Raw genomic sequence first — 18,545 nt, forward strand, 5'->3', positions numbered from 1 at the left:
CACACCGACCACGTCACAGTTCGGTATCGCGGCCCGGGAAGCCGTTCCCCGGGCCGCGTGCCCAGGCATAGAACAAGCCCATGTGGCTGCTGTTCCTGATCCCGGCCTGCGTGGCGGCGGTTCTCTCCTGCCTGAGGCTGGTGCGGATGACCGCCACCGCCGACGCCCTCGCCGACCAGGACGCGCTACGGCCGCCCGAAGCCGTCGGGATCGGGCTGTACGAGACGGCGTACCTGGCCGGCGGGCCCGACCGGGTGGTCGAGCTCGCCCTCGTCCTGATGGCCGGCCGCGGCCGGCTGCACCTGGCCCACACCGGCTGGACCACCGTCGTCGACCCCAAGGGCCGCAGCCGCCTGGAGCGCGCCGTCGTCGCGGCCGTCGGCCCCGAGGGCCAGTGCGGTACGGACGAGCTGCGTCGCGCGATGGGCGAGCACCCCACCGTCCTGGAGATCGGCGCCCGGCTCTCCCTGGCGGGCCTGGCCACGCCCGCGCTCGTCCAGCGCAACACCGTCGTCGTCGTGCGGCAGGTACGGCACGCGCTGCTGCTGACCCTGGTGCTGCTGGCCGCCGCCGTCGCCCTCAGCGGCTTCACCGGCGGCGAGGTCATCGCCCCCTTCGCCTGGTTCTCGCTGCCGCTGATCCTCACCTCCGGCACCCTGCTGATGGCCCGGGTCGACGTCTACCCGTACACCCGCTGGGCCTCCCCCGTCGGCCAGGAGGTGCTGCGCGAACTGCGCCCGGCCCGCCAGCACGGCCTCGCCGACGACGAGGAGCGCGACCTGCTCACCGCCGTCGCCATGAACGGCCCCGCCGTCCTCCCCGACGCCCGCCTGCGGGAGGCGCTGCGCCCGCACCGGCTGTAGAACGCCGCGAGGCCGGTTCCCCCTCCGTCGTGGAAGGGGAACCGGCCTCGACGGGTCGGCTCAGACCAGGCCGTTCAGCAGCTCGCTCACCGGGCGGCGGCGGCCGGTGAAGAACGGCACCTCCTCGCGCACGTGCAGCCGCGCGCGGGACGGGCGCAGGTCGCGCATCAGGTCGACGATCCGGTGCAGCTCGTCCGCCTCGAAGGCGAGCAGCCACTCGTAGTCGCCGAGCGCGAACGAGGCCACGGTGTTGGCCCGCACGTCCGGGTAGCCGCGCGCCATCTGCCCGTGCTCGGCGAGCATCGCGCGCCGCTCGGCGTCCGGCAGCAGGTACCACTCGTAGGAGCGGACGAACGGGTACACGCAGACGTAGTCGCGCGGGCGCTCGTCGGCGAGGAACGCCGGGATGTGCGACTTGTTGAACTCCGCCGGGCGGTGCAGCGCCATGTTCGACCAGACCGGCTCCAGCTGGCGGCCCAGGCCCGTACGGCGGAAGCGGTTGTACGCGTCCTGCAGGTCGTCCGAGTCGGCCGCGTGCCACCAGACCAGGATGTCCGCGTCCGCGCGCAGGCCCGACACGTCGTACGTGCCGCGCACCGTCACGTCCTTGGCGGCGAGCTGCGCGAACAGCTCCTCCACCTCGGCGGCCAGGCCGGTGCGGTCCTCGGGCAGGGCGCCCTTGAGCTTGAACACCGACCACATGGTGTAGCGGATGACCTGGTTCAGGTCGCGCGCCTTCTTCTTCTCGGGCTGCTGCTCCGGCTGCTGATCAACGGTCTCAGTCATGCGCCCATTGTCCTCTCCGTGGAACCTTCCCCCGTCTCCGGGGTCGCCGGCTGGTCGATCCGCTCTCCGACGGCCGCGGCCGCCGCGGCGGCCGAAGCGATGCACGCCGGGATGCCCACCCCGTCGTACGCGGCGCCGCACAGCGCCAGGCCCCCCACCCGGCCCGCCGCCTCCCGGATGCGGGCCACCTTCTCCAGGTGGCCCACCGGGTACTGCGGCAGGCCCGCGCCGAAGCGCGAGACGAAGGAGTCGTACGGCCGGGCGGTCAGGCCGATCGCCTCCCCCAGGTCCGTCAGCGAGCGGGCCACCAGCTCCTCGTCCGGCAGCCGCAGCGCCTCCTCCTCGCGGTGGCGGCCCAGCGAGGTGCGCAGCAGGAACGCGTCCGGGGCGGAACGCTCCAGCCAGCCCCACTTGTTGGAGGAGAACGTCGACGCCTTGATCCGCCGGCCGTCCACCGGCGGCACCAGGAAGCCGCTGCCGACGGGGGTCTCCGCCAGGTCCGAGCGGCGGAACGCCAGGGTGACCAGCGCCATGCCCGCGTACTCGACGGTCTCCAGCTCGGCGGCCGCCGCCGGGGCGTCGGCGCGCAGCAGCGCGGCGGCCGCCGGCGCCGGCACGGCCAGCACCACGGCGTCCGCGTGCAGCGCCTCGCCGTTCACGACGACGCGCCAGCCCCCGGGGGTACGGCGCAGCTCCTCCACCGGGGCGTCGGTGCGGATCTCCACGCCCGCCTTCTCGCAGGCAGCCGCGACGGCCTCCGGCAGGGTGCCCAGCCCGCCGCGCAGGCCCGCGAACACCGGGGTGCCGACGGTCTGCGGCCGGGAGGCCAGCGCGTGCACCCCCTCGACCAACGAGCCGCCGCCACGGGCGATCGCCAGCAACTGGGGGACGGCGGCGCGCAGCGAGATCTCCTCGGCGCGACCGGCGTAGACCCCGCCGAGCAGCGGCTCCACCAGCCGGTCCACCACCTCCTGGCCCAGCCGCTCCGCCACGTACCGCCCGATCGCCACGTCCTCGCCGAACGCGGCGGGCCTCTCGTGCCGGGCCCGCTCCAGCCCCTCCTCGGTGAGCACCCCGGAGGCGGCCAGCGCCGCCAGATCACCCGGGACGCCCATCACCTGCCCGCCCGGCAGCGGCCGCAGCGCCCCACGCGTCCAGATCGCGGCCTTCGCGGTCGTCGGCGCCTCCAGCGCCTCCCCCAGCCCCACCGACCGCGCCAACTCCACGGCCTCCGGCCGCCGCGCCAACACCGACTCGGCCCCGAGGTCCACCCGAACCCCGCCGACCTCCCCGCCCCACAACTTCCCCCCGACCCGCGAAGCCCCCTCCACCACCGTCACCCGCGCCCGCGCAGGCCCCCCGGCCACCCCACTCAGGAAGGCGGCCGCAGCCAGCCCCGCGATCCCACCACCGACGACGACGACCTGTGCTTGCGACATGCTCCGCAGTCTCCCAGGTCTTACCCCCAGCCCCTCAATCCCCTGCACGCCCGCCGGAAACCGGATGCCCCCGCCGCCCCACCCCCGCTACCGTCCCGCCCATGGTGTACCTGTGGGGTGAAGCGATCCGCTGGGTTGACGACGAGCCGCAGCCGGGGGTGGTGGAGGTCCGTTTCACGGACGTCGACGGCCGGTGGTGGTCGATCGTCGACAAGACCGCAATGTTCGGGGCGGACCAGGCCCTCGGGCGAGGCGTCTGGATCGAGCCGGACTCTCCGTTCCCGTTCCCGGTCACGATCGACTGCACCGTCCTGAACACGACCGGCACCGCCGAGGACGAGATCGCCACGATCTCCACCGCCCTGCCCTGGGCTCTCGAAACCCCCTGCGGCCGCCACGAGTTCCGGGTACGCCGCCACCAGCTCTGCGAGGACTGAGCCCGGCCCGTCAACTCACCAGCGCGTTCAGGTCGATCGTGATCGGGAAGGGCACCGGGCGCTCCAGCACGCCACGGAAAATCCCAGCGGGCGCGTAGGAAACAGCCCGCCCCAGCTCGTACACGTGCACCACCGGCCGCCAACCTTCGTTCTCGACCACCCAGTAGTGCGGGATGCCCGCCTCCGCGTACTTGCGGAGCTTGACCCCGTGATCGCGGTGCGCGGACTCCGGCAGGACGACCTCGACGACGAGCGGGACCTCGGCCGGGGCGAACCAGGTGCGACCGGGGTCCCAATCGGCGGTGGTGACCAACGCGTCGGACTCCATGCGATTGCGCCGGTCCAGGGTGACGGTCATGCCCGACACCACCGAATGCCCGTCCGGCGCGAGGGCGTTCAACGCTTCGGTCAGCCTCCCGCCGACCTGGCTGTGCCAGGAGGTCTGTGGCCGGCCGCGGAACACCAGTACGCCGTCGATCAGTTCGGTGTGCTTGGGCGCTTCGGGCAGGTGATCGAGGTCCTCGGCGAACCAGCCCTCGTCTCGCGGCGGGTACATCCACTCCGGCAGTTCGTCCACGGCGCCAACCTAGCGATTCATCACGCTCCGTGCCTCGAATTCCACGGAGAGTTCAAATCCGAGGGGTGGGATTGTCCGGTCCGGTGCCGAGCTGTGATCGAGCTGCGATCTTCCGGTGGGGTCCGAAGGGCCGAGCTCCGCGTCCAATGGGCAGGAATGTCAGTGGACTTGGGGAGGGGCCGATGAAGGGCAGAGTAGGGGCGCTGGCGGCGGTGGCCGTGGCTGTGCTGCTGGTGGGAGGGTGTGGCGCGAGTGGGGACCGGGGCAGCAGTGGCAGCGCTGCCAAGGCGGATGCGGTCGCACCGGGGGCGCCGGCCGCGGCTGCTGCGCCGAGTGCGGCGGCGGCTGCTACGGGTGGGAAGGCGGCGCCGGTGGCCGACAGTCGGGTGATGTCGTACACCGCGCAGCTCACCGTCCGGGCCAAGGACGTGAACCAGGCGCTGGCGAAGGCGCGGGAGGTGGCGACCGCCGCCGGCGGGTACGTCGGGTCGGAGTCGGTGACGGCCCCTGCGGGAGCCGTTCCGGCGGGGCAGTTGCAGTTGAAGCTCCCCTCGGCCGCGTTCCAGTCCTCGCTGGACCAGCTGGCCGGTCTGGGCGAGGTGCTGTCCCGGACCAGCCAGGCCGAGGACCTCACCCAGCAGGTCGCGGACGTGTCGAGCCGGGTGCAGTCGCAGCAGGCGAGCGTGGAGCGGGTGCGGGCGCTGATGGGGCAGGCGAAGTCGCTGGCCGAAGTCACCGCCCTGGAAGCGGAGTTGAGCAAGCGCGAGGCGGATCTGGAGTCGCTGCAGAAGCAGCAGAAGGAGCTGGGCTCGAAGACGTCCTACTCGACGGTCACCCTGAACCTGCGCGGCGAGGAGGCGATCCCCGAGCCGGCGCCGAAGAAGGTGGAGAAGGAGGACGAGGGCTTCTGGTCCTCGGTGGGGTCCGCCCTGTCGGGCGGGTGGCACGTGCTGGTGCTGATCGTGCGCGGTCTGGCCGTGGCGGTGGCGGCGGTGTCGCCGTTCCTGCTGGCCCTGGGCGTGCCGGCGCTGGTCGCCTACCGCTTCCTCCGGCGCCGGCGTCCTGCTCCGGCGAAGCCTGCGGAGGAGGAGCCGGAGTGATCACGACGGAGGCGGGCCCCCTACGGAAAGGGGCCCGCCACCGTCGGACAACAGCGTCAGCGCGCGCTGGCCTCGTGGACGAAGGCGACGAGGCGGGTGAGGGCGTCCGGGTCCATGGAGGGCAGGACGCCGTGGCCGAGGTTGAAGATGTGGCCGCTGGTGCCGAGCGCCTGGGCGGCGTGCAGGACCTCGCGGGCCTTGGTCTCGACGACCTTGGTGGGGGCGTACAGCACGGCCGGGTCGAGGTTGCCCTGCAGGCCCTTGCCGGGGCCGACCCGCTCGGCGGCGACGTTCAGCGGCACCCGCCAGTCGACGCCGACGATGTCCGCGCCGGCCTGGCCCATGAGGCCGAGCAGTTCGCCGGTGCCGACGCCGAAGTGGATGCGCGGCACGCCGTAGTGGGCGACGGAGTCGAAGACCTTGGTGCTGGCGGGCATCACCGAGCGGCGGTAGTCGTCGGGCGCGAGCGAGCCGACCCAGGAGTCGAACAGCTGGACGGCGGAGGCGCCGGCCTCGATCTGCACCTTGAGGAAGGCCGAGGTGATGTCCGCGAGCCGGTCCACGAGGGCCGCCCACAGCTCGGGCTGGCCGTACATCATGGCCTTGGTGTTCTCGTGGTTCTTGGACGGCCCGCCCTCGATCAGGTAGCTGGCGAGGGTGTACGGGGCGCCGGCGAAGCCGATCAGCGGGGTCCCGCCGAGTTCCTCGACGAGCATGCCGACGGCCTCGGTGATGTAGGGGACGTCGTCGGGCTCGAGGGGGCGCAGCCGCTTCAGGTCCTCGAAGGTGCGGACGGGGTCGGCGATGACGGGGCCGACGCTCGGCTTGATCTCGACGTCGACGCCGATGGCCTTGAGCGGCACCACGATGTCGCTGAAGAAGACGGCCGCGTCCACCTTGTGCCGGCGCACGGGCTGGAGGGTGATCTCCTTGACCAGCTCGGGCCGCGTGCAGGACTCCAGCATCGTGGTGCCCTCGCGGACCTTGTGGTACTCGGGCAGCGAGCGGCCCGCCTGGCGCATGAACCACACGGGGGTGTGCGGCACCGGCTCGTGCCGGCAGGCGCGCAGGAACGCGGAGTCGTGCGCGGCGCCGCGGCGCGCGGGGGTGGGCCGACCGTCGTGGGTGGCCGCCGTGGTGTCTGCCGTAGTCTCGCTCACGGGTTGAATCTTCGCACGGGCGACGGCGCCGATTTCCCGGGGCCGCCCGGGCCCGCCGCTCCAAGATCGCTTGAGGTTCGGGCGAGTTAGGGCGGGATCAGGTCGCGTTTGCCGTTCCGGCACGCCGCTGACGCGGAAGTTGCGGCGTCGACCGGGGTTTTCCTCATAGTCTTCGGGGCATGGCAGCGGTCGGAGGACACCCCGCGCAGGGTGGCGCAGCAGGTGGCGGCACAGCAGGTGGCGGTTCGGGTCCGGAGGGGGCGCCGAGCGAGTTCCGCGCGGCCGTGGAGGCCCTCGACGGGGCGCGGCTGCGGCCCGAGGTGCAGCTCTCCCCCACGCCGGCGCCGCGCCGGCTGGCCCCGTACGCGTTCGCGGTGACCGCCTCGGTGGAGGTGGACGGCGAGGAGCTGGCCGACGGCCGGCTGGTGCTGCTGTACGACCCGGCGGGCCAGGAGGCCTGGAACGGGGAGTTCCGGGTGGTGACGATGACCCGGGCCGAGATGGAGCCGGAGATGGCCGGCGACCCGCTGCTGTCCGAGGTCGGCTGGGCCTGGCTGCTGGACGCGCTGCAGGCGCACGGCGCCGGGTACGCGGAGCCTTCCGGCACGGTGACGCGCTGCGCGTCCCAGTACTTCGGCGCCCTGGCGGAGCGTCCCTCCTCGACGGAGATCGAGATCCGGGCGTCCTGGACGCCGGCGGACGGCCGGTTCGAGCGGCACCTGGCGGCCTGGGCGGACCTGCTGTGCGTGAGCGCGGGCCTGCCGCCGTCGGCGCCGGCCCCACAGGCGCCGTCGGAGGTCACGTCACTCGGCGGAGTGGTCCCGATGCCCGCGCGTCGACGCCCGCGGTCGCACTGACGGGTGGCTCCCGGCCCGGTCGGCAGCGCGGGGCCGGGGTGCCACCCCCAGGGCTGACGGAGTGTGGCTTCGGACCCGGTCTGCGTCAATACCTCGGTGGTTCGTGACCGTTCCGCAACGAATCTGATCGATTTTGTGCGAATTCGGGGCATGTCGCATCAGTCATATGCGCGATTTGTCCGTATTGTTACTCACTAGATCGTGATCTTTCGCTAAAGCCGGGCACGGTTGATGCCGAAGCAGACTGTGACCCTTTCCGAACGCGGAACACTCCGAACCGCCCCCATCGGGGTTCCGTCCGCCACTCCCCGCAGGAGACCTGGTGTCGGTCCTTCTCGAGCACCCCGCAAACGTGGTCGCCTACCGGCCGACCAAGCCCACCGCCATGGTGGTCATCGCCGATCCCCGTGTCCGAAACACCGTCACCCGCCACCTGTGGGCGCTCGGCGTCCGGGACGTGATCGAGGTGTCATCGATCGCCGAGGCCCGTCCGCGGGTCTCCACCCCGCGCGACATCTGCGTCGCCGACGTCCACCTCCCCGACGGTTCCGGGCTGACGATCCTCGCCGAGACCCGCGCCGCGGGCTGGCCCAACGGCCTGGCCCTGTCCGCCGCCGACGACATCGGCGCCGTCCGCAGCGCGCTGGCCGGCGGCGTCAAGGGCTACGTGGTCACCGGCACCCGCACCAACATCGCCATGCCGGGCCGCCCGGGCCTGCCGCTGGGCGCCGGGCTGGCCGGCCGGATGCGCCGCCCCGGGATGCCGGGCATGCCGGGCGCCGCCGGTGCGCCGGGAGCCCCTGGTGCCCCCGGCGCGCAGGGCCCGCAGCAGCCCGCCTACCGCGAACTGTCGGGCCGTGAGGTCGAGGTGCTGCGCCTGGTCGCCGAGGGCCAGTCCAACAAGGCGATCGGCGTGGCGATGGGCCTGTCGGCACTGACCGTCAAGAGCCACCTGGCCCGGATCGCCCGCAAGCTCGGCACCGGCGACCGTGCCGGGATGGTCGCCGTCGCACTGCGCACCGGAATCATCCACTAGCCGATCGATCCGATCCCGCTGCGGCGGCCGAGGAGGAACGTTTCCTCCTCGGCCGCCGCAGTCGTCCCCGCCGGGAGAGGGACGGGAGAGGGACGGGACACGGACCGGGGCCCGGACCGGACACGACCGGTGTCACGGAACGGCGTCGGAGGTGGTCTGACCAGTCCGACAACACTCCTGGTTCCGGAGGCCGTCGTACCCTTGGTGGGTGACCGACGCCGTAGCAGCCATCCCAGAAGAAGCAGCCCCGGTCCCGCTCCTCGAGCCGAAGGAGGGGATTCCGCCCGTCGTGGTGGACGAGGAGGCGCTGGCCGCCACCGTCGCCGCCTTCGCCGCGGGCACCGGGCCGGTCGCCGTCGACGCCGAGCGGGCCTCCGGTTACCGCTACGGGCAGCGGGCGTACCTGATCCAGCTGCGCCGCGCGGGCGCGGGCAGCGCGCTGATCGACCCGATCGCCTGCCCCGACCTCAGCGCCCTCGGCGAGGCCCTGGAGGACGCCGAATGGGTGGTGCACGCCGCCACCCAGGACCTCCCCTGCCTGGCCGAGGTCGGCCTGCGGCCCAAGCGCCTCTTCGACACCGAACTCGCCGGACGCATCGCCGGCTTCGCCCGGGTCGGCCTCGGGCCGATGACCGAGCACGTGCTCGGGCTGAGCCTGGCCAAGGAGCACTCGGCGGTGGACTGGTCCACCCGCCCGCTGCCCGAGCCGTGGCTGCGCTACGCCGCTCTGGACGTCGAGGTGCTGGTCGAGCTGCGTGACGCACTCGAACAGGAGCTGGACGCCCAGGGCAAGCTCGAGTGGGCCCTGGAGGAGTTCGCCGCGATCGCCGCCGCGCCCCGCCCGGCCCCGCGCACCGACCCGTGGCGGCGCACCTCGCAGCTGCACAAGATCCGCCGGCGCCGCCAGCTCGCCGTGGTGCGCGAGCTGTGGCTCGCCCGTGACCGCATGGCGCAGGAGCGCGACGTCTCGCCGGGCCGGGTGCTCCCGGACGCCGCGATCGTCAACGCCGCGCTGGCCATGCCGCTGAACCTCGCCGCCCTCCAGGCCGTCGCGGGCTTCGGGCCCCGGGTGCACCGGCGCCAGCTGGAGCAGTGGCTGGCCGCCGTGCAGCGCGGCCGGGAGATCCCGGAGAACCAGCTGCCGCCGTCCACCGCGCCGCACGACGGCCCGCCGCCGCCGCGCGCCTGGGCCGAGAAGGACCCGGTGGCCGCCGCCCGGCTCTCCGGCGCCCGGACGGCCGTCAGCGAGCTGGCCGAGCGGCACCACCTGCCGCCGGAGAACCTGATCACCCCGGACCACGTGCGCCGGGTGTCCTGGGAGCCGCCGGCGGAGAGCACGGCGACGAACGTGGCCGCCGCGCTGCGCCGGCTCGGCGCCCGGCAGTGGCAGGTCGACCTGGTGGCGCCCGCGATGGCCGCGGCCTTCGCCACCGCCGCCGAGACGGCGGCCGCCGCGGCGGCGACCGCGGCCGCGCAGAACTGAGGTCGTAGGACCGACCCCCGGAGGGGGCGTCGCCCGTACGGGTGACGCCCCCTTTCTCGTGCCCCGCCGAAGGTCTCCTGGTGGGACGTGTCGCGGGACACACGGCCCGAACCCTCCGAGAGGCCTGGGCAGGTTGGTTACCGACGGGTAGCATGGCGGTGAAGCGGCGCCGCTCGGGTCTTCGACGGCGGCAGCCTGCTCACCTCGAACTGTTGGTCCCTGGGAGGAGAGCCCCCGTGCCTCGTACCGCGAGGGACGTCGTCTTCGTCGATGGCGTCCGCACCCCGTTCGGCAAGGCCGGCCCGAAGGGCATCTACCACGAGACCCGAGCGGACGACCTGGTCGTCAAGTGCATCCGGGAGCTCGTGCGCCGTAACCCGAACCTGCCCGTCGAGCGCATCGACGAGGTCGCCATCGCGGCCACCACGCAGATCGGCGACCAGGGTCTGACCATCGGCCGCACCGCCGCCCTGCTGTCCGGCCTGCCGAAGTCCGTGCCCGGTTACGCGATCGACCGCATGTGCGCCGGCGCCCTGACCGCCGTGACCGCCACCGCCGGCGGCATCGCCTTCGGCGCCTACGACGTGGTCGTGGCCGGCGGCGTCGAGCACATGGGCCGCCACCCCATGGGTGAGGGCGTCGACCCGAACCCGCGCTTCGTCTCCGAGAAGCTCGTCGACGAGTCCGCCCTGTTCATGGGCATGACCGCCGAGAACCTGCACGACCGCTTCCCGCACATCACCAAGGAGCGCTGCGACGCCTACGCCGTGCGCTCCCAGGAGAAGGCGGCGAAGGCGTACGCCAACGGCGACATCCAGCCCGACCTGGTGCCGATCTCGATCCGCAACACCAACCCCGAGGTCGGCGAGACCGGCTGGGGCCTGGCCACCACGGACGAGCCGATGCGCCCGGGCACCACGATGGAGTCCCTGGCCGGTCTGAAGACCCCGTTCCGCCCGCACGGCAACATCACCGCGGGCAACTCGGCCGGTCTGAACGACGGCGCCACCGCCTCGCTGCTGGCCGCCGAGGACGTCGCCGAGGAGCTCGGCCTCCCGGTCAAGATGCGCCTGGTCTCCTACGCCTTCGCGGGCGTCGAGCCCGAGGTCATGGGCATCGGCCCGGTGCCGGCCACCGAGAAGGCCCTGGCCAAGGCCGGTCTGACCATCGACGACATCCAGGCGTTCGAGGTCAACGAGGCCTTCGCCGTCCAGGTGCTGGCCTTCCTCGACCACTACGGCATCGCCGACGACGACGAGCGCGTCAACCCGTACGGCGGGGCCATCGCCTTCGGCCACCCGCTGGCCTCCTCGGGCGTGCGCCTGATGAACCAGCTGGCCCGCCGCTTCGAGCAGCGCCCGGACGTCCGCTACGGCCTCACCACGATGTGCATCGGGTTCGGCATGGGCGCGACCGTCATCTGGGAGAACCCGCACTGGGCCCAGAACACCGAGCTCGAGGGTGGTAAGTGAGCATGAGCACCACGACTGAGCTGCTCCAGCGCGGCGCCGAGCTGTTCCCGGGCGAGGTCGTCACGACCGCCCACGTGCGCCACCTGGACCTGCCGCTGCAGGCCGGCAAGCTGGCCCTGATCACCCTGGACAACGGCTTCGACCACACCAAGCCGACCACCTTCGGCCCGGGCTCGCTGCTCAAGCTGGACGAGGCGCTGGACCAGGTCGAGGCCGAGGCCGCCGAGGGCAAGATCGTCGCCGCGGCGATCACCGGCAAGCCGTTCATCTTCGCCGTCGGCGCCGACCTCAAGGGCGTCGAGCTCCTCAAGGAGCACGCCGACGCGCTGGCCATCGGCAAGGGCGGCCACGAGGTCTTCAAGCGGATCGGCGCGCTGTCCGTCCCGACCTTCGCCTTCTACAACGGCGCGGCCATGGGCGGCGGCGTCGAGGTCGGCCTGCACTGCGACTACCGCACGGTGTCGGCGGGCGTCCCGGCCTTCTCGCTGCCCGAGGTCTTCCTGGGCCTCGTCCCCGGCTGGGGCGGCTGCACCATCCTGCCGAACCTGATCGGCGCCGGTAAGGCCGTGAAGGTCATCATCGAGAACTCGATGAACCAGAACAAGCAGCTCAAGGGCAAGGACGTGTTCGAGCTGGGGATCGCCGACGCGATCTTCGAGCCGGCCGACTTCCTGGAGCAGTCGCTGCTGTGGGCCGCCAAGGTCCTCACGGGCGACGTCACCGTCGAGCGCGAGGCCGTCGACCGCGGCAAGGCGTGGGACGACGCCGTGCTGTGGGGCCGCATGGTCGCCGACGCCAAGGTGCACGGCGCCGCCCCGGCCGCCTACAAGGCGCTGGACATCATCGCCGCCGTCAAGGACGCCGACTTCGCCGACAAGGCCAGCCTGCAGGCCGGCTTCGACGCCGAGGACGCGGCCCTGGCCGACCTCATCATGAGCGGTGAGCTGCGCAGCGGCATCTACGCCTTCAACCTGGTGCAGCGCCGGGCCAAGCGCCCGGTCGGCGCCCCGGACAAGGCGCTGGCCCGTCCGGTCTCCAAGGTCGGCGTCGTCGGCGCGGGCCTGATGGCCTCGCAGCTGGCGCTGCTGTTCGCCCGCCGTCTGGAGGTGCCGGTGGTCCTCACCGACATCGACCAGGAGCGCGTGGACAAGGGCGTCGGCTACGTCCACGCCGAGATCGACAAGCTGCTCTCCAAGGGCCGCATCGGTCAGGACAAGGCCAACCGCCTCAAGGGCCTGGTCTCCGGCTCGCTGGACAAGGCCGCCGCCTTCGGCGACGCGGACTTCGTCATCGAGGCCGTGTTCGAGGAGATGGGCGTCAAGCAGAGCGTCTTCGCGGACCTGGAGAAGGTCGTCTCGCCGACCTGCGTGCTGGCGACCAACACCTCCTCGCTGTCGGTCACCGAGATGGCCTCGAAGCTGCAGCACCCCGAGCGGGTCGTCGGCTTCCACTTCTTCAACCCGGTCGCGATCCTGCCGCTGCTGGAGATCGTCCGCGGCGACGGCACCGACGACGCCTCGCTGGCCACCGCCTTCGCGGTGTCCAAGAAGCTGAAGAAGACCTCGGTCCTGTGCAAGGACCGCCCGGCCTTCGTGGTGAACCGCATCCTGACCCGCTTCATGGGCGAGATCCAGAGCATCATCGACGAGGGCACCCCGATCGCCTCCGTCGAGAAGGCCGTCGAGCCGCTGGGCCTGCCGATGTCCCCGATCGTGCTGCTGGAGCTGGTCGGCCCGGCCATCGCCCTGCACGTGTCGGAGACCCTGCACCGCGCCTTCCCGGAGCGGTTCACCGTCTCCGAGAACCTCGGCAAGGTGGTCAAGGCCGGCAAGCGCGGCTTCTACACCTGGGTGGACGGCCAGCAGGTCCTCGACCCCGAGGTGCTGGAGCTGCTGACCTTCGGCGACACCGTGCTGACCGAGGAGCAGGTCCTCAGCCGCTCGCTCGAGGCCGTGGCGCAGGAGATCGGCCTGATGCTGGAGGAGGGTGTCGTCGCCGAGGCGCAGGACATCGACCTCTGCATGATCACCGGCGCCGGCTGGCCCTTCCACCTGGGCGGGATCACCCCGTACCTGGACCGTGAGGGCGTCTCGGAGCGGGTGAACGGCAAGAGGTTCCTCGCCCCCGGCGTGGCCTCGGTGCCCGCGTAAGGCGTAGCCCGTACGAGAAGGAGCCCCCGGCGACCTGGTCGCCGGGGGCTCCTCCGTTCGTGCCGTCCGGGGGCTACTTCTTGAGGCGGTAGACCACGGTGTCGGCGAAGACGCCGACCATCTCGTAGTGGGTGTCCAGCAGGTTCTCGATCCGGGGCACCATGACGGGCTGGTACGGGGCGATGCCGGAGTCGTCCACGACGACCTCGGGCAGGCCGTTGGCCAGCTCCTTGTCGAAGGTCTGCCAGGCGTTGGAGACGCTGAACTGCTCGCCCACGTTGACGCTGCCGTCCTTGCCGCCGCTGTAGTTGGTGAGGAACCCGGCCGTCAGGTAGCGGGTGGCGGGCTTGCGGTCGGCCAGCCAGTACAGCTCGGGGTGCATGCCCCAGACGAGCACGGTGTCCTTGGGGCTGGTCTGGGCGGCGACGGCGGTGGCGACCTCGGTGGTGCGGTTGAGCTGCTCTCCAGGCCAGGCCAGGGCCAGGGCCCAGAAGACCGTGGCGGCGACGGTGGTGTACGCCAGGACGGGCCGCCAGCGGATCGCCGAGGTGGCGACCGCGCCGGTGCCCAGGAGGACCAGCGCGGGCATCAGCTGGAGGTAGTAGTGGCCGAAGAAGTGGAAGCCCACGCTGACCGCGACCACCGAGGAGAGCAGCCAGACCCACAGGTCCGCGGTGGAGCCGTGCTCCTCGCCTGCCACGGGCAGCGGGCGGTGGCGGTGCTTGAGCCAGAGCCGGCGCGCGACGGGCAGCAGGAAGCCGAGCCCGGCGGCGGCCAGGATGGCCGAGTTGCCGAGCGCGCGGCCGACCATCTGGAGCCAGGCGCCGCCGAAGGTCGCGTAGTCGCCGCTGCCGGTGACCACCCAGAAGAGGAAGCCCTTGGGCTTGGTCAGGATGACGGCGACCAGCGCTATCGGCAGGGTGAAGCCGAAGACGATCTTGAACAGGGCGGGCGGCCAGCGCACCCCGCGGCGGCGGGCGTCCTGGAACAGCATCCACAGGACGGGGAGCAGGACGGCCCCGCCCGTCTGCTTGGTGAGCGAGCAGAGCGCGACGGCGATGCCGGCGGCGAGCCAGCGGCGGCGCTCGGCGTAGCGGAAGGCGGCCACCATGGCGGGCAGCATGAAGACCTCGAAGGTCGCCGCCTGGGTGTCCTCCGGGGAGAGGCCGATGGAGACCAGCAGGTAGAGCAGCCCGGCGCCGGCTCCGGCGCGGTTGCCCCAGCGGCCGCGGGCGATCGAGGCGAGCAGGATCGCGGTGACCAGGTGGGCGATCACGGCGAGGGTGCGCAGCGGCCAGAGGGAGGCGGAGCCGAAGACCCAGAAGCACGCCTGGTAGAGCCACGGGAGCAGCGGGGGCTTGCGGTCCACCACGGTGTCGTAAAGGACGCCGCCGTCGGCGAGCATCCGGGCCTGGGTGGCCAGGAAGCCCTCGTCGGGGCTCCAGACGGGCCGGGCGAAGGACGGGACGTGGGTGGCCAGCGCGACCAGTGCGAGGACCGGCACCAGCCTGGTCCAGTACCCCTGGCGGACATGGGTACGGACGCGCGCGGGCAGGCGGGTGGCCAGCCCGGCGAGGCGGGGGCGGGTGGGGGTGGTCGGCACGGTTGACAACCTACCGGGCTGGATCGGCGCGAGTGGCGCCGGTCCCGCCTTTCGGTGCGATTGTCAGCTTGTTTGGTGGCGAACTGTGACAGAGCTACAGCGGGAGGGGGGTTGCGCCGCCCGCTTCGCTCGCGCCTTCGTTCACGCCTTCGTTCACGCCTTGGCTTGCGCCTCGACCGGGGCGGCCTCGTCGAGCTTGGCGACCAGGGCGGTCACCTTGCGGGCGATGTCCGGGGCGTTGAGGCCGATCTCGGCGAGGATCTCGTCGCGGCTCGCGTGGTCCAGGAACTGCGCCGGGATGCCGAAGTCGCGCACCGGCAGGTCCACGTCCGCGTCGCGCAGGGCCTGCGCCACGGCGGCGCCGACGCCGCCGACGCGGCCGTTGTCCTCGATGGTGACGACCACGCGGTGCTCGGCCGCCAGGCCCGGCAGGGCCGGGTCGACGGGCTTGACCCAGCGGGGGTCGACCACGGTGGCGGTGATGCCCTGGGCGGCCAGCAGGTCGGCGGTCTCCAGGGCGGCGGTGGCCATCGGGCCGACCGAGACGATCAGCACGTCGGCGCGGTGGGCGCCCGAGGGCTCCTCGGCGGCGCGCAGCACGTCCATGCCGCCGATCCGGCCGACCGCGGGGACGGACGGGCCGACGGTGCCCTTGGAGTAGCGCACGACGGTCGGGGCGTCCTTCACCTCGACGGCCTCGCGCAGCTGGGCGCGGACCTGCTCGGCGTCGCGCGGGGCGGCCAGGCGCAGGCCCGGGACGACCTGGAGGATCGACATGTCCCACATGCCGTGGTGCGAGGCGCCGTCCGGGCCCGTCACGCCGGAGCGGTCGAGGACGAAGGTGACGCCGAGCTTGTGCAGGGCGACGTCCATCAGGACCTGGTCGAAGGCCCGGTTGAGGAAGGTCGCGTAGACGGCGAACACGGGGTGCAGGCCGTTGGTGGCCAGGCCCGCGGCGCTGGTGACGGCGTGCTGCTCGGCGATGCCGACGTCGAAGATGCGGTCCGGGAACGCCTCGGCGAAGGGCGCCAGGCCCACCGGGTGGAGCATGGCGGCGGTGATGCCGACGATGTCCTCGCGCTCGTGGCCGAGGGCGACCATCTCCTCCGCGAAGACGGACGTCCAGTCCTTGCCGGCGCTCTTGATCGGCAGGCCCGTCTCGGGGTGGATCACGCCGACCGCGTGGAAGCGGTCCTCGTCGTTGTTCTCGGCGGCGTGGTAGCCGCGGCCCTTCTCGGTGAGGCAGTGCACGATCACCGGGCCGCCGAAGCCGCGCGCCTTGGTGAGGGCGGACTCCAGGGCGGTGAGGTCGTGGCCGTCGATGGGGCCGATGTACTTGAGGCCGAGGTCCTCGAACATGCCCTGGGGGGCGATGAAGTCCTTGAGGCCCTTCTTGGCGCCGTGCAGCGTCTCGAAGAGCTGCTGGCCGACGACCGGGGTGCGCTTGACGGCGTCCTTGCCCCAGGAGAGGAAGCGCTCGTAGCCCTGGGTGGTGCGCAGGGTGGAGAGGTGGTTGGCCATGCCGCCGATGGTCGGGGAGTACGAGCGCTCGTTGTCGTTGACGACGATGACGACCGGGCGGTCCTTGGCGTCGGCGATGTTGTTGATCGCCTCCCAGGCCATGCCGCCGGTGAGCGCGCCGTCGCCGATGACGGCCACGACCGGGTCGTTCTTGCCGAGCACCTGGTTGGCCTTGGCGAGGCCGTCCGCGTACGAGAGCACGGTGGAGGCGTGCGAGTTCTCGATCACGTCGTGCTCGGACTCGACGCGGGAGGGGTAGCCGGACAGGCCGCCCTTCATGCGCAGCCGGGAGAAGTCCTGGCGGCCGGTGAGCAGCTTGTGGACGTAGCTCTGGTGGCCCGTGTCGAAGAGGATGCGGTCGCGCGGGGAGTCGAAGACCCGGTGCAGCGCGATGGTGAGCTCGACCACGCCGAGGTTGGGGCCGAGGTGGCCGCCCGTCTTGGAGACCTCGGTCACCAGGAAGGTCCGGATCTCCTGGGCCAGTGCGGCCAGCTGTCCGGGCGTGAGCCGGTCGAGATCGCGCGGTCCCCGAATGCGGGTCAGCAGGGCCACCCGTTCCTCCTCGTTCAAGTGTTCGCGGACCGCGGGGGTCCGGCGGGCGTCGCTGCCCCGGTCCGGCGGCGGGCCGGTGGGTCCGGCCGGTGCCGACCGGTCGAGTCTAGTGTCCGCTTGCCGGACACCGAGCGGCGCCGCCGGTGCCGCCGTCCGGTTGCGGCCATTCCGGGAGGTCGCGCCGGGGATGGTGGTCAATCCTGATTGACGAACGGGTGTTCGATAGGTGGGATCGACGGGCAGGTGGTTTCAGCTCGGCGCGGCCCCGGTTCAGCCCCGGCCGAGGGCTCCGGACTCGCCCATCTCGCTCATCACCATGGCCAGCGCCCCGAGCACCTCCGCCCGGCCGCCCAGGGTGCCCGGGACGACGGACAGCTGGCGGGCGGCGCTGGGGATCGCGTAGCGGGCCACCGAGTCCCGGATCGGGGCGAGCACCAGCTCACCGGCCTCGGCGAGGTCCCCGCCGAGGATCACCCGACGCGGGTTGAGCAGGTTGCAGAGCATCGCCACGCCCGTACCGATCTGGCGGCCCGCGTCGGCGATCACCCGACGGCAGCCCAGGTCCCCCTGGTCCGCCAGCTCGACCACCCGGGGCAGGCTGAGCTCGGCGCCGAGGGTCGGGGCGAGCAGTGACAGCAGGTAGCGGGAGCCGACGAAGGTCTCCAGGCAGCCGCGGTTGCCGCAGCGGCAGACCGGCCCCGCCTCGTCCAGCGTGATGTGCCCGATCTCACCCGCCGTACCGCCCGGGCCGCGGTAGATCTGGCCGTTGACCACCAGCCCGGCGCCCACGCCGCTGGCCACCTTGATGTACGCGAGGTCGCTCAGCCCGCGGCCCGCGCCCCACACCAGCTCGCCGAGGGCGCCCAGGTTGGCGTCGTTGTCCACGTGCACCGGCATGCCGAGCCGCTCGGCCAGCTCCCGGCCGGGGGCGATGCCCGTCCAGCCGGGCAGGATCGCGGTCGAGCCGAGCGCGCCCGTCTCCACGTCGATCGGGCCCGGAACGCCCAGGCCCACGCCGATCACCTTCTCCGGGCGGAACCCGGCCTGCTCCAGCAGCCGCTCGACCATGGCCTCCGCCCGGTCGAAGCCCTGCGCCGCGGAGACGTCCACGTCGATCGGGGCGCTCTCCTCGGCCAGCACCCGGTGCGCCAGGTTGCCGACCGCCACCCGCAGGTGGGTGTGGCCGAAGTCGATGCCGACCACGATGCCCGCGTCCCCGCTCAGCGAGACGCTGCGGGCCCGGCGGCCGCCGGAGGAGGTGTCGGCGACCACGACGGTGCCGCTCTCCTTCAGTTCCCGCACGATGTTGGACACGGTCGCCGCCGAGAGGCCCGTGCCCCGGGCGATCTCGGCCTGCGTCAGCGAGCCCGCCATCCGCACCGCGCGCAGCACCCGCTCCAGGTTGGCCCGGTGCAGGGACGACTGCGAACCCGGTGTGTCCGTCGACATGATCCACCCTCCAGGCCGGGGGAACCCTCCGCCGGGCGTCCCCTTCGACTCCTGAAGCCT

At 72.6% G+C, this 18,545-nt stretch carries 15 protein-coding genes; 8 read left to right on the forward strand and 7 right to left on the reverse strand.

What is annotated here, in order from left to right; translation table 11 throughout:
• The first annotated feature begins 80 nt into the window (after nt 1-80).
• Nucleotides 81-863 carry a TIGR04222 domain-containing membrane protein gene (locus ACIBCA_RS30250; RefSeq protein WP_396286212.1) on the forward strand — a complete coding sequence of 261 codons (783 nt, stop codon included), beginning with the start codon at nt 81-83 and terminating at the stop codon, nt 861-863.
• A 60-nt stretch (nt 864-923) separates the two neighbouring features.
• Here ACIBCA_RS30250 and hemQ read toward each other — a convergent pair whose 3' ends face one another.
• Together hemQ and hemG are read right to left on the reverse strand one after the other, a co-directional pair.
• Nucleotides 924-1,649: a hydrogen peroxide-dependent heme synthase gene (gene hemQ, locus ACIBCA_RS30255; RefSeq protein WP_396286213.1), complete on the reverse strand. Its 726-nt coding sequence runs from the start codon at nt 1,647-1,649 to the stop codon at nt 924-926.
• Nucleotides 1,646-3,088 (reverse strand): protoporphyrinogen oxidase, encoded by a 1,443-nt coding sequence (gene hemG, locus ACIBCA_RS30260; protein WP_396286214.1) that lies wholly within the window; start codon nt 3,086-3,088, stop codon nt 1,646-1,648. Before hemG ends, hemQ begins: the two co-directional genes overlap by 4 nt.
• Nucleotides 3,089-3,189: 101 nt before the next feature.
• Here hemG and ACIBCA_RS30265 point away from each other — a divergent pair, with 101 nt between their 5' ends.
• A complete protein-coding gene (locus ACIBCA_RS30265; RefSeq protein ID WP_396286215.1) occupies nt 3,190-3,525 on the forward strand; it encodes a hypothetical protein in 336 nt (111 codons plus the stop codon).
• A gap of 10 nt (nt 3,526-3,535) precedes the next feature.
• On the opposite strand, the gene ACIBCA_RS30270 is transcribed toward ACIBCA_RS30265, so the two are convergent.
• Nucleotides 3,536-4,102 (reverse strand): Uma2 family endonuclease, encoded by a 567-nt coding sequence (locus tag ACIBCA_RS30270; protein WP_396286216.1) that lies wholly within the window; start codon nt 4,100-4,102, stop codon nt 3,536-3,538.
• A 389-nt stretch (nt 4,103-4,491) separates the two neighbouring features.
• Here ACIBCA_RS30270 and ACIBCA_RS30275 point away from each other — a divergent pair, with 389 nt between their 5' ends.
• Nucleotides 4,492-5,202, forward strand: coding sequence for a DUF4349 domain-containing protein (locus tag ACIBCA_RS30275; protein WP_396286217.1), 711 nt, complete (start codon nt 4,492-4,494; stop codon nt 5,200-5,202).
• 56 nt (nt 5,203-5,258) lie between these two features.
• Here ACIBCA_RS30275 and hemE read toward each other — a convergent pair whose 3' ends face one another.
• Complete coding sequence (gene hemE, locus ACIBCA_RS30280) at nt 5,259-6,362, reverse strand: uroporphyrinogen decarboxylase (protein WP_396286218.1); 1,104 nt, start codon at nt 6,360-6,362, stop codon at nt 5,259-5,261.
• A 179-nt stretch (nt 6,363-6,541) separates the two neighbouring features.
• Here hemE and ACIBCA_RS30285 point away from each other — a divergent pair, with 179 nt between their 5' ends.
• From ACIBCA_RS30285 to ACIBCA_RS30305, 5 genes are all read left to right on the forward strand, one after another.
• Nucleotides 6,542-7,219, forward strand: coding sequence for a DUF3000 domain-containing protein (locus ACIBCA_RS30285; protein ID WP_396286219.1), 678 nt, complete (start codon nt 6,542-6,544; stop codon nt 7,217-7,219).
• Between the two features lie 322 nt (nt 7,220-7,541).
• Nucleotides 7,542-8,255: a LuxR C-terminal-related transcriptional regulator gene (locus ACIBCA_RS30290; protein ID WP_396286220.1), complete on the forward strand. Its 714-nt coding sequence runs from the start codon at nt 7,542-7,544 to the stop codon at nt 8,253-8,255.
• 208 nt (nt 8,256-8,463) lie between these two features.
• On the forward strand, nt 8,464-9,738 hold the full coding sequence (locus ACIBCA_RS30295) for a ribonuclease D (protein ID WP_396286221.1): 1,275 nt from the start codon (nt 8,464-8,466) through the stop codon (nt 9,736-9,738).
• Between the two features lie 236 nt (nt 9,739-9,974).
• Nucleotides 9,975-11,210 carry a thiolase family protein gene (locus ACIBCA_RS30300; RefSeq protein ID WP_396286222.1) on the forward strand — a complete coding sequence of 412 codons (1,236 nt, stop codon included), beginning with the start codon at nt 9,975-9,977 and terminating at the stop codon, nt 11,208-11,210.
• Nucleotides 11,211-11,212: 2 nt separating this feature from the next.
• On the forward strand, nt 11,213-13,360 hold the full coding sequence (locus tag ACIBCA_RS30305; RefSeq protein WP_396286223.1) for a 3-hydroxyacyl-CoA dehydrogenase NAD-binding domain-containing protein: 2,148 nt from the start codon (nt 11,213-11,215) through the stop codon (nt 13,358-13,360).
• Between the two features lie 73 nt (nt 13,361-13,433).
• On the opposite strand, the gene ACIBCA_RS30310 is transcribed toward ACIBCA_RS30305, so the two are convergent.
• The 3 genes from ACIBCA_RS30310 to ACIBCA_RS30320 form a co-directional block, all read right to left on the reverse strand.
• Nucleotides 13,434-14,963: an ArnT family glycosyltransferase gene (locus tag ACIBCA_RS30310; protein ID WP_396286224.1), complete on the reverse strand. Its 1,530-nt coding sequence runs from the start codon at nt 14,961-14,963 to the stop codon at nt 13,434-13,436.
• A 153-nt stretch (nt 14,964-15,116) separates the two neighbouring features.
• A complete protein-coding gene (dxs, locus tag ACIBCA_RS30315) occupies nt 15,117-17,036 on the reverse strand; it encodes a 1-deoxy-D-xylulose-5-phosphate synthase (RefSeq protein ID WP_396286225.1) in 1,920 nt (639 codons plus the stop codon).
• A gap of 270 nt (nt 17,037-17,306) precedes the next feature.
• Nucleotides 17,307-18,485 (reverse strand): ROK family protein, encoded by a 1,179-nt coding sequence (locus ACIBCA_RS30320; protein ID WP_396286226.1) that lies wholly within the window; start codon nt 18,483-18,485, stop codon nt 17,307-17,309.
• Nucleotides 18,486-18,545: the final 60 nt, after the last annotated feature.

Origin of the sequence: Kitasatospora sp. NPDC051170 (assembly GCF_044455705.1) — a bacterium.
Classification (GTDB): Bacteria; Actinomycetota; Actinomycetes; order Streptomycetales; family Streptomycetaceae; genus Kitasatospora.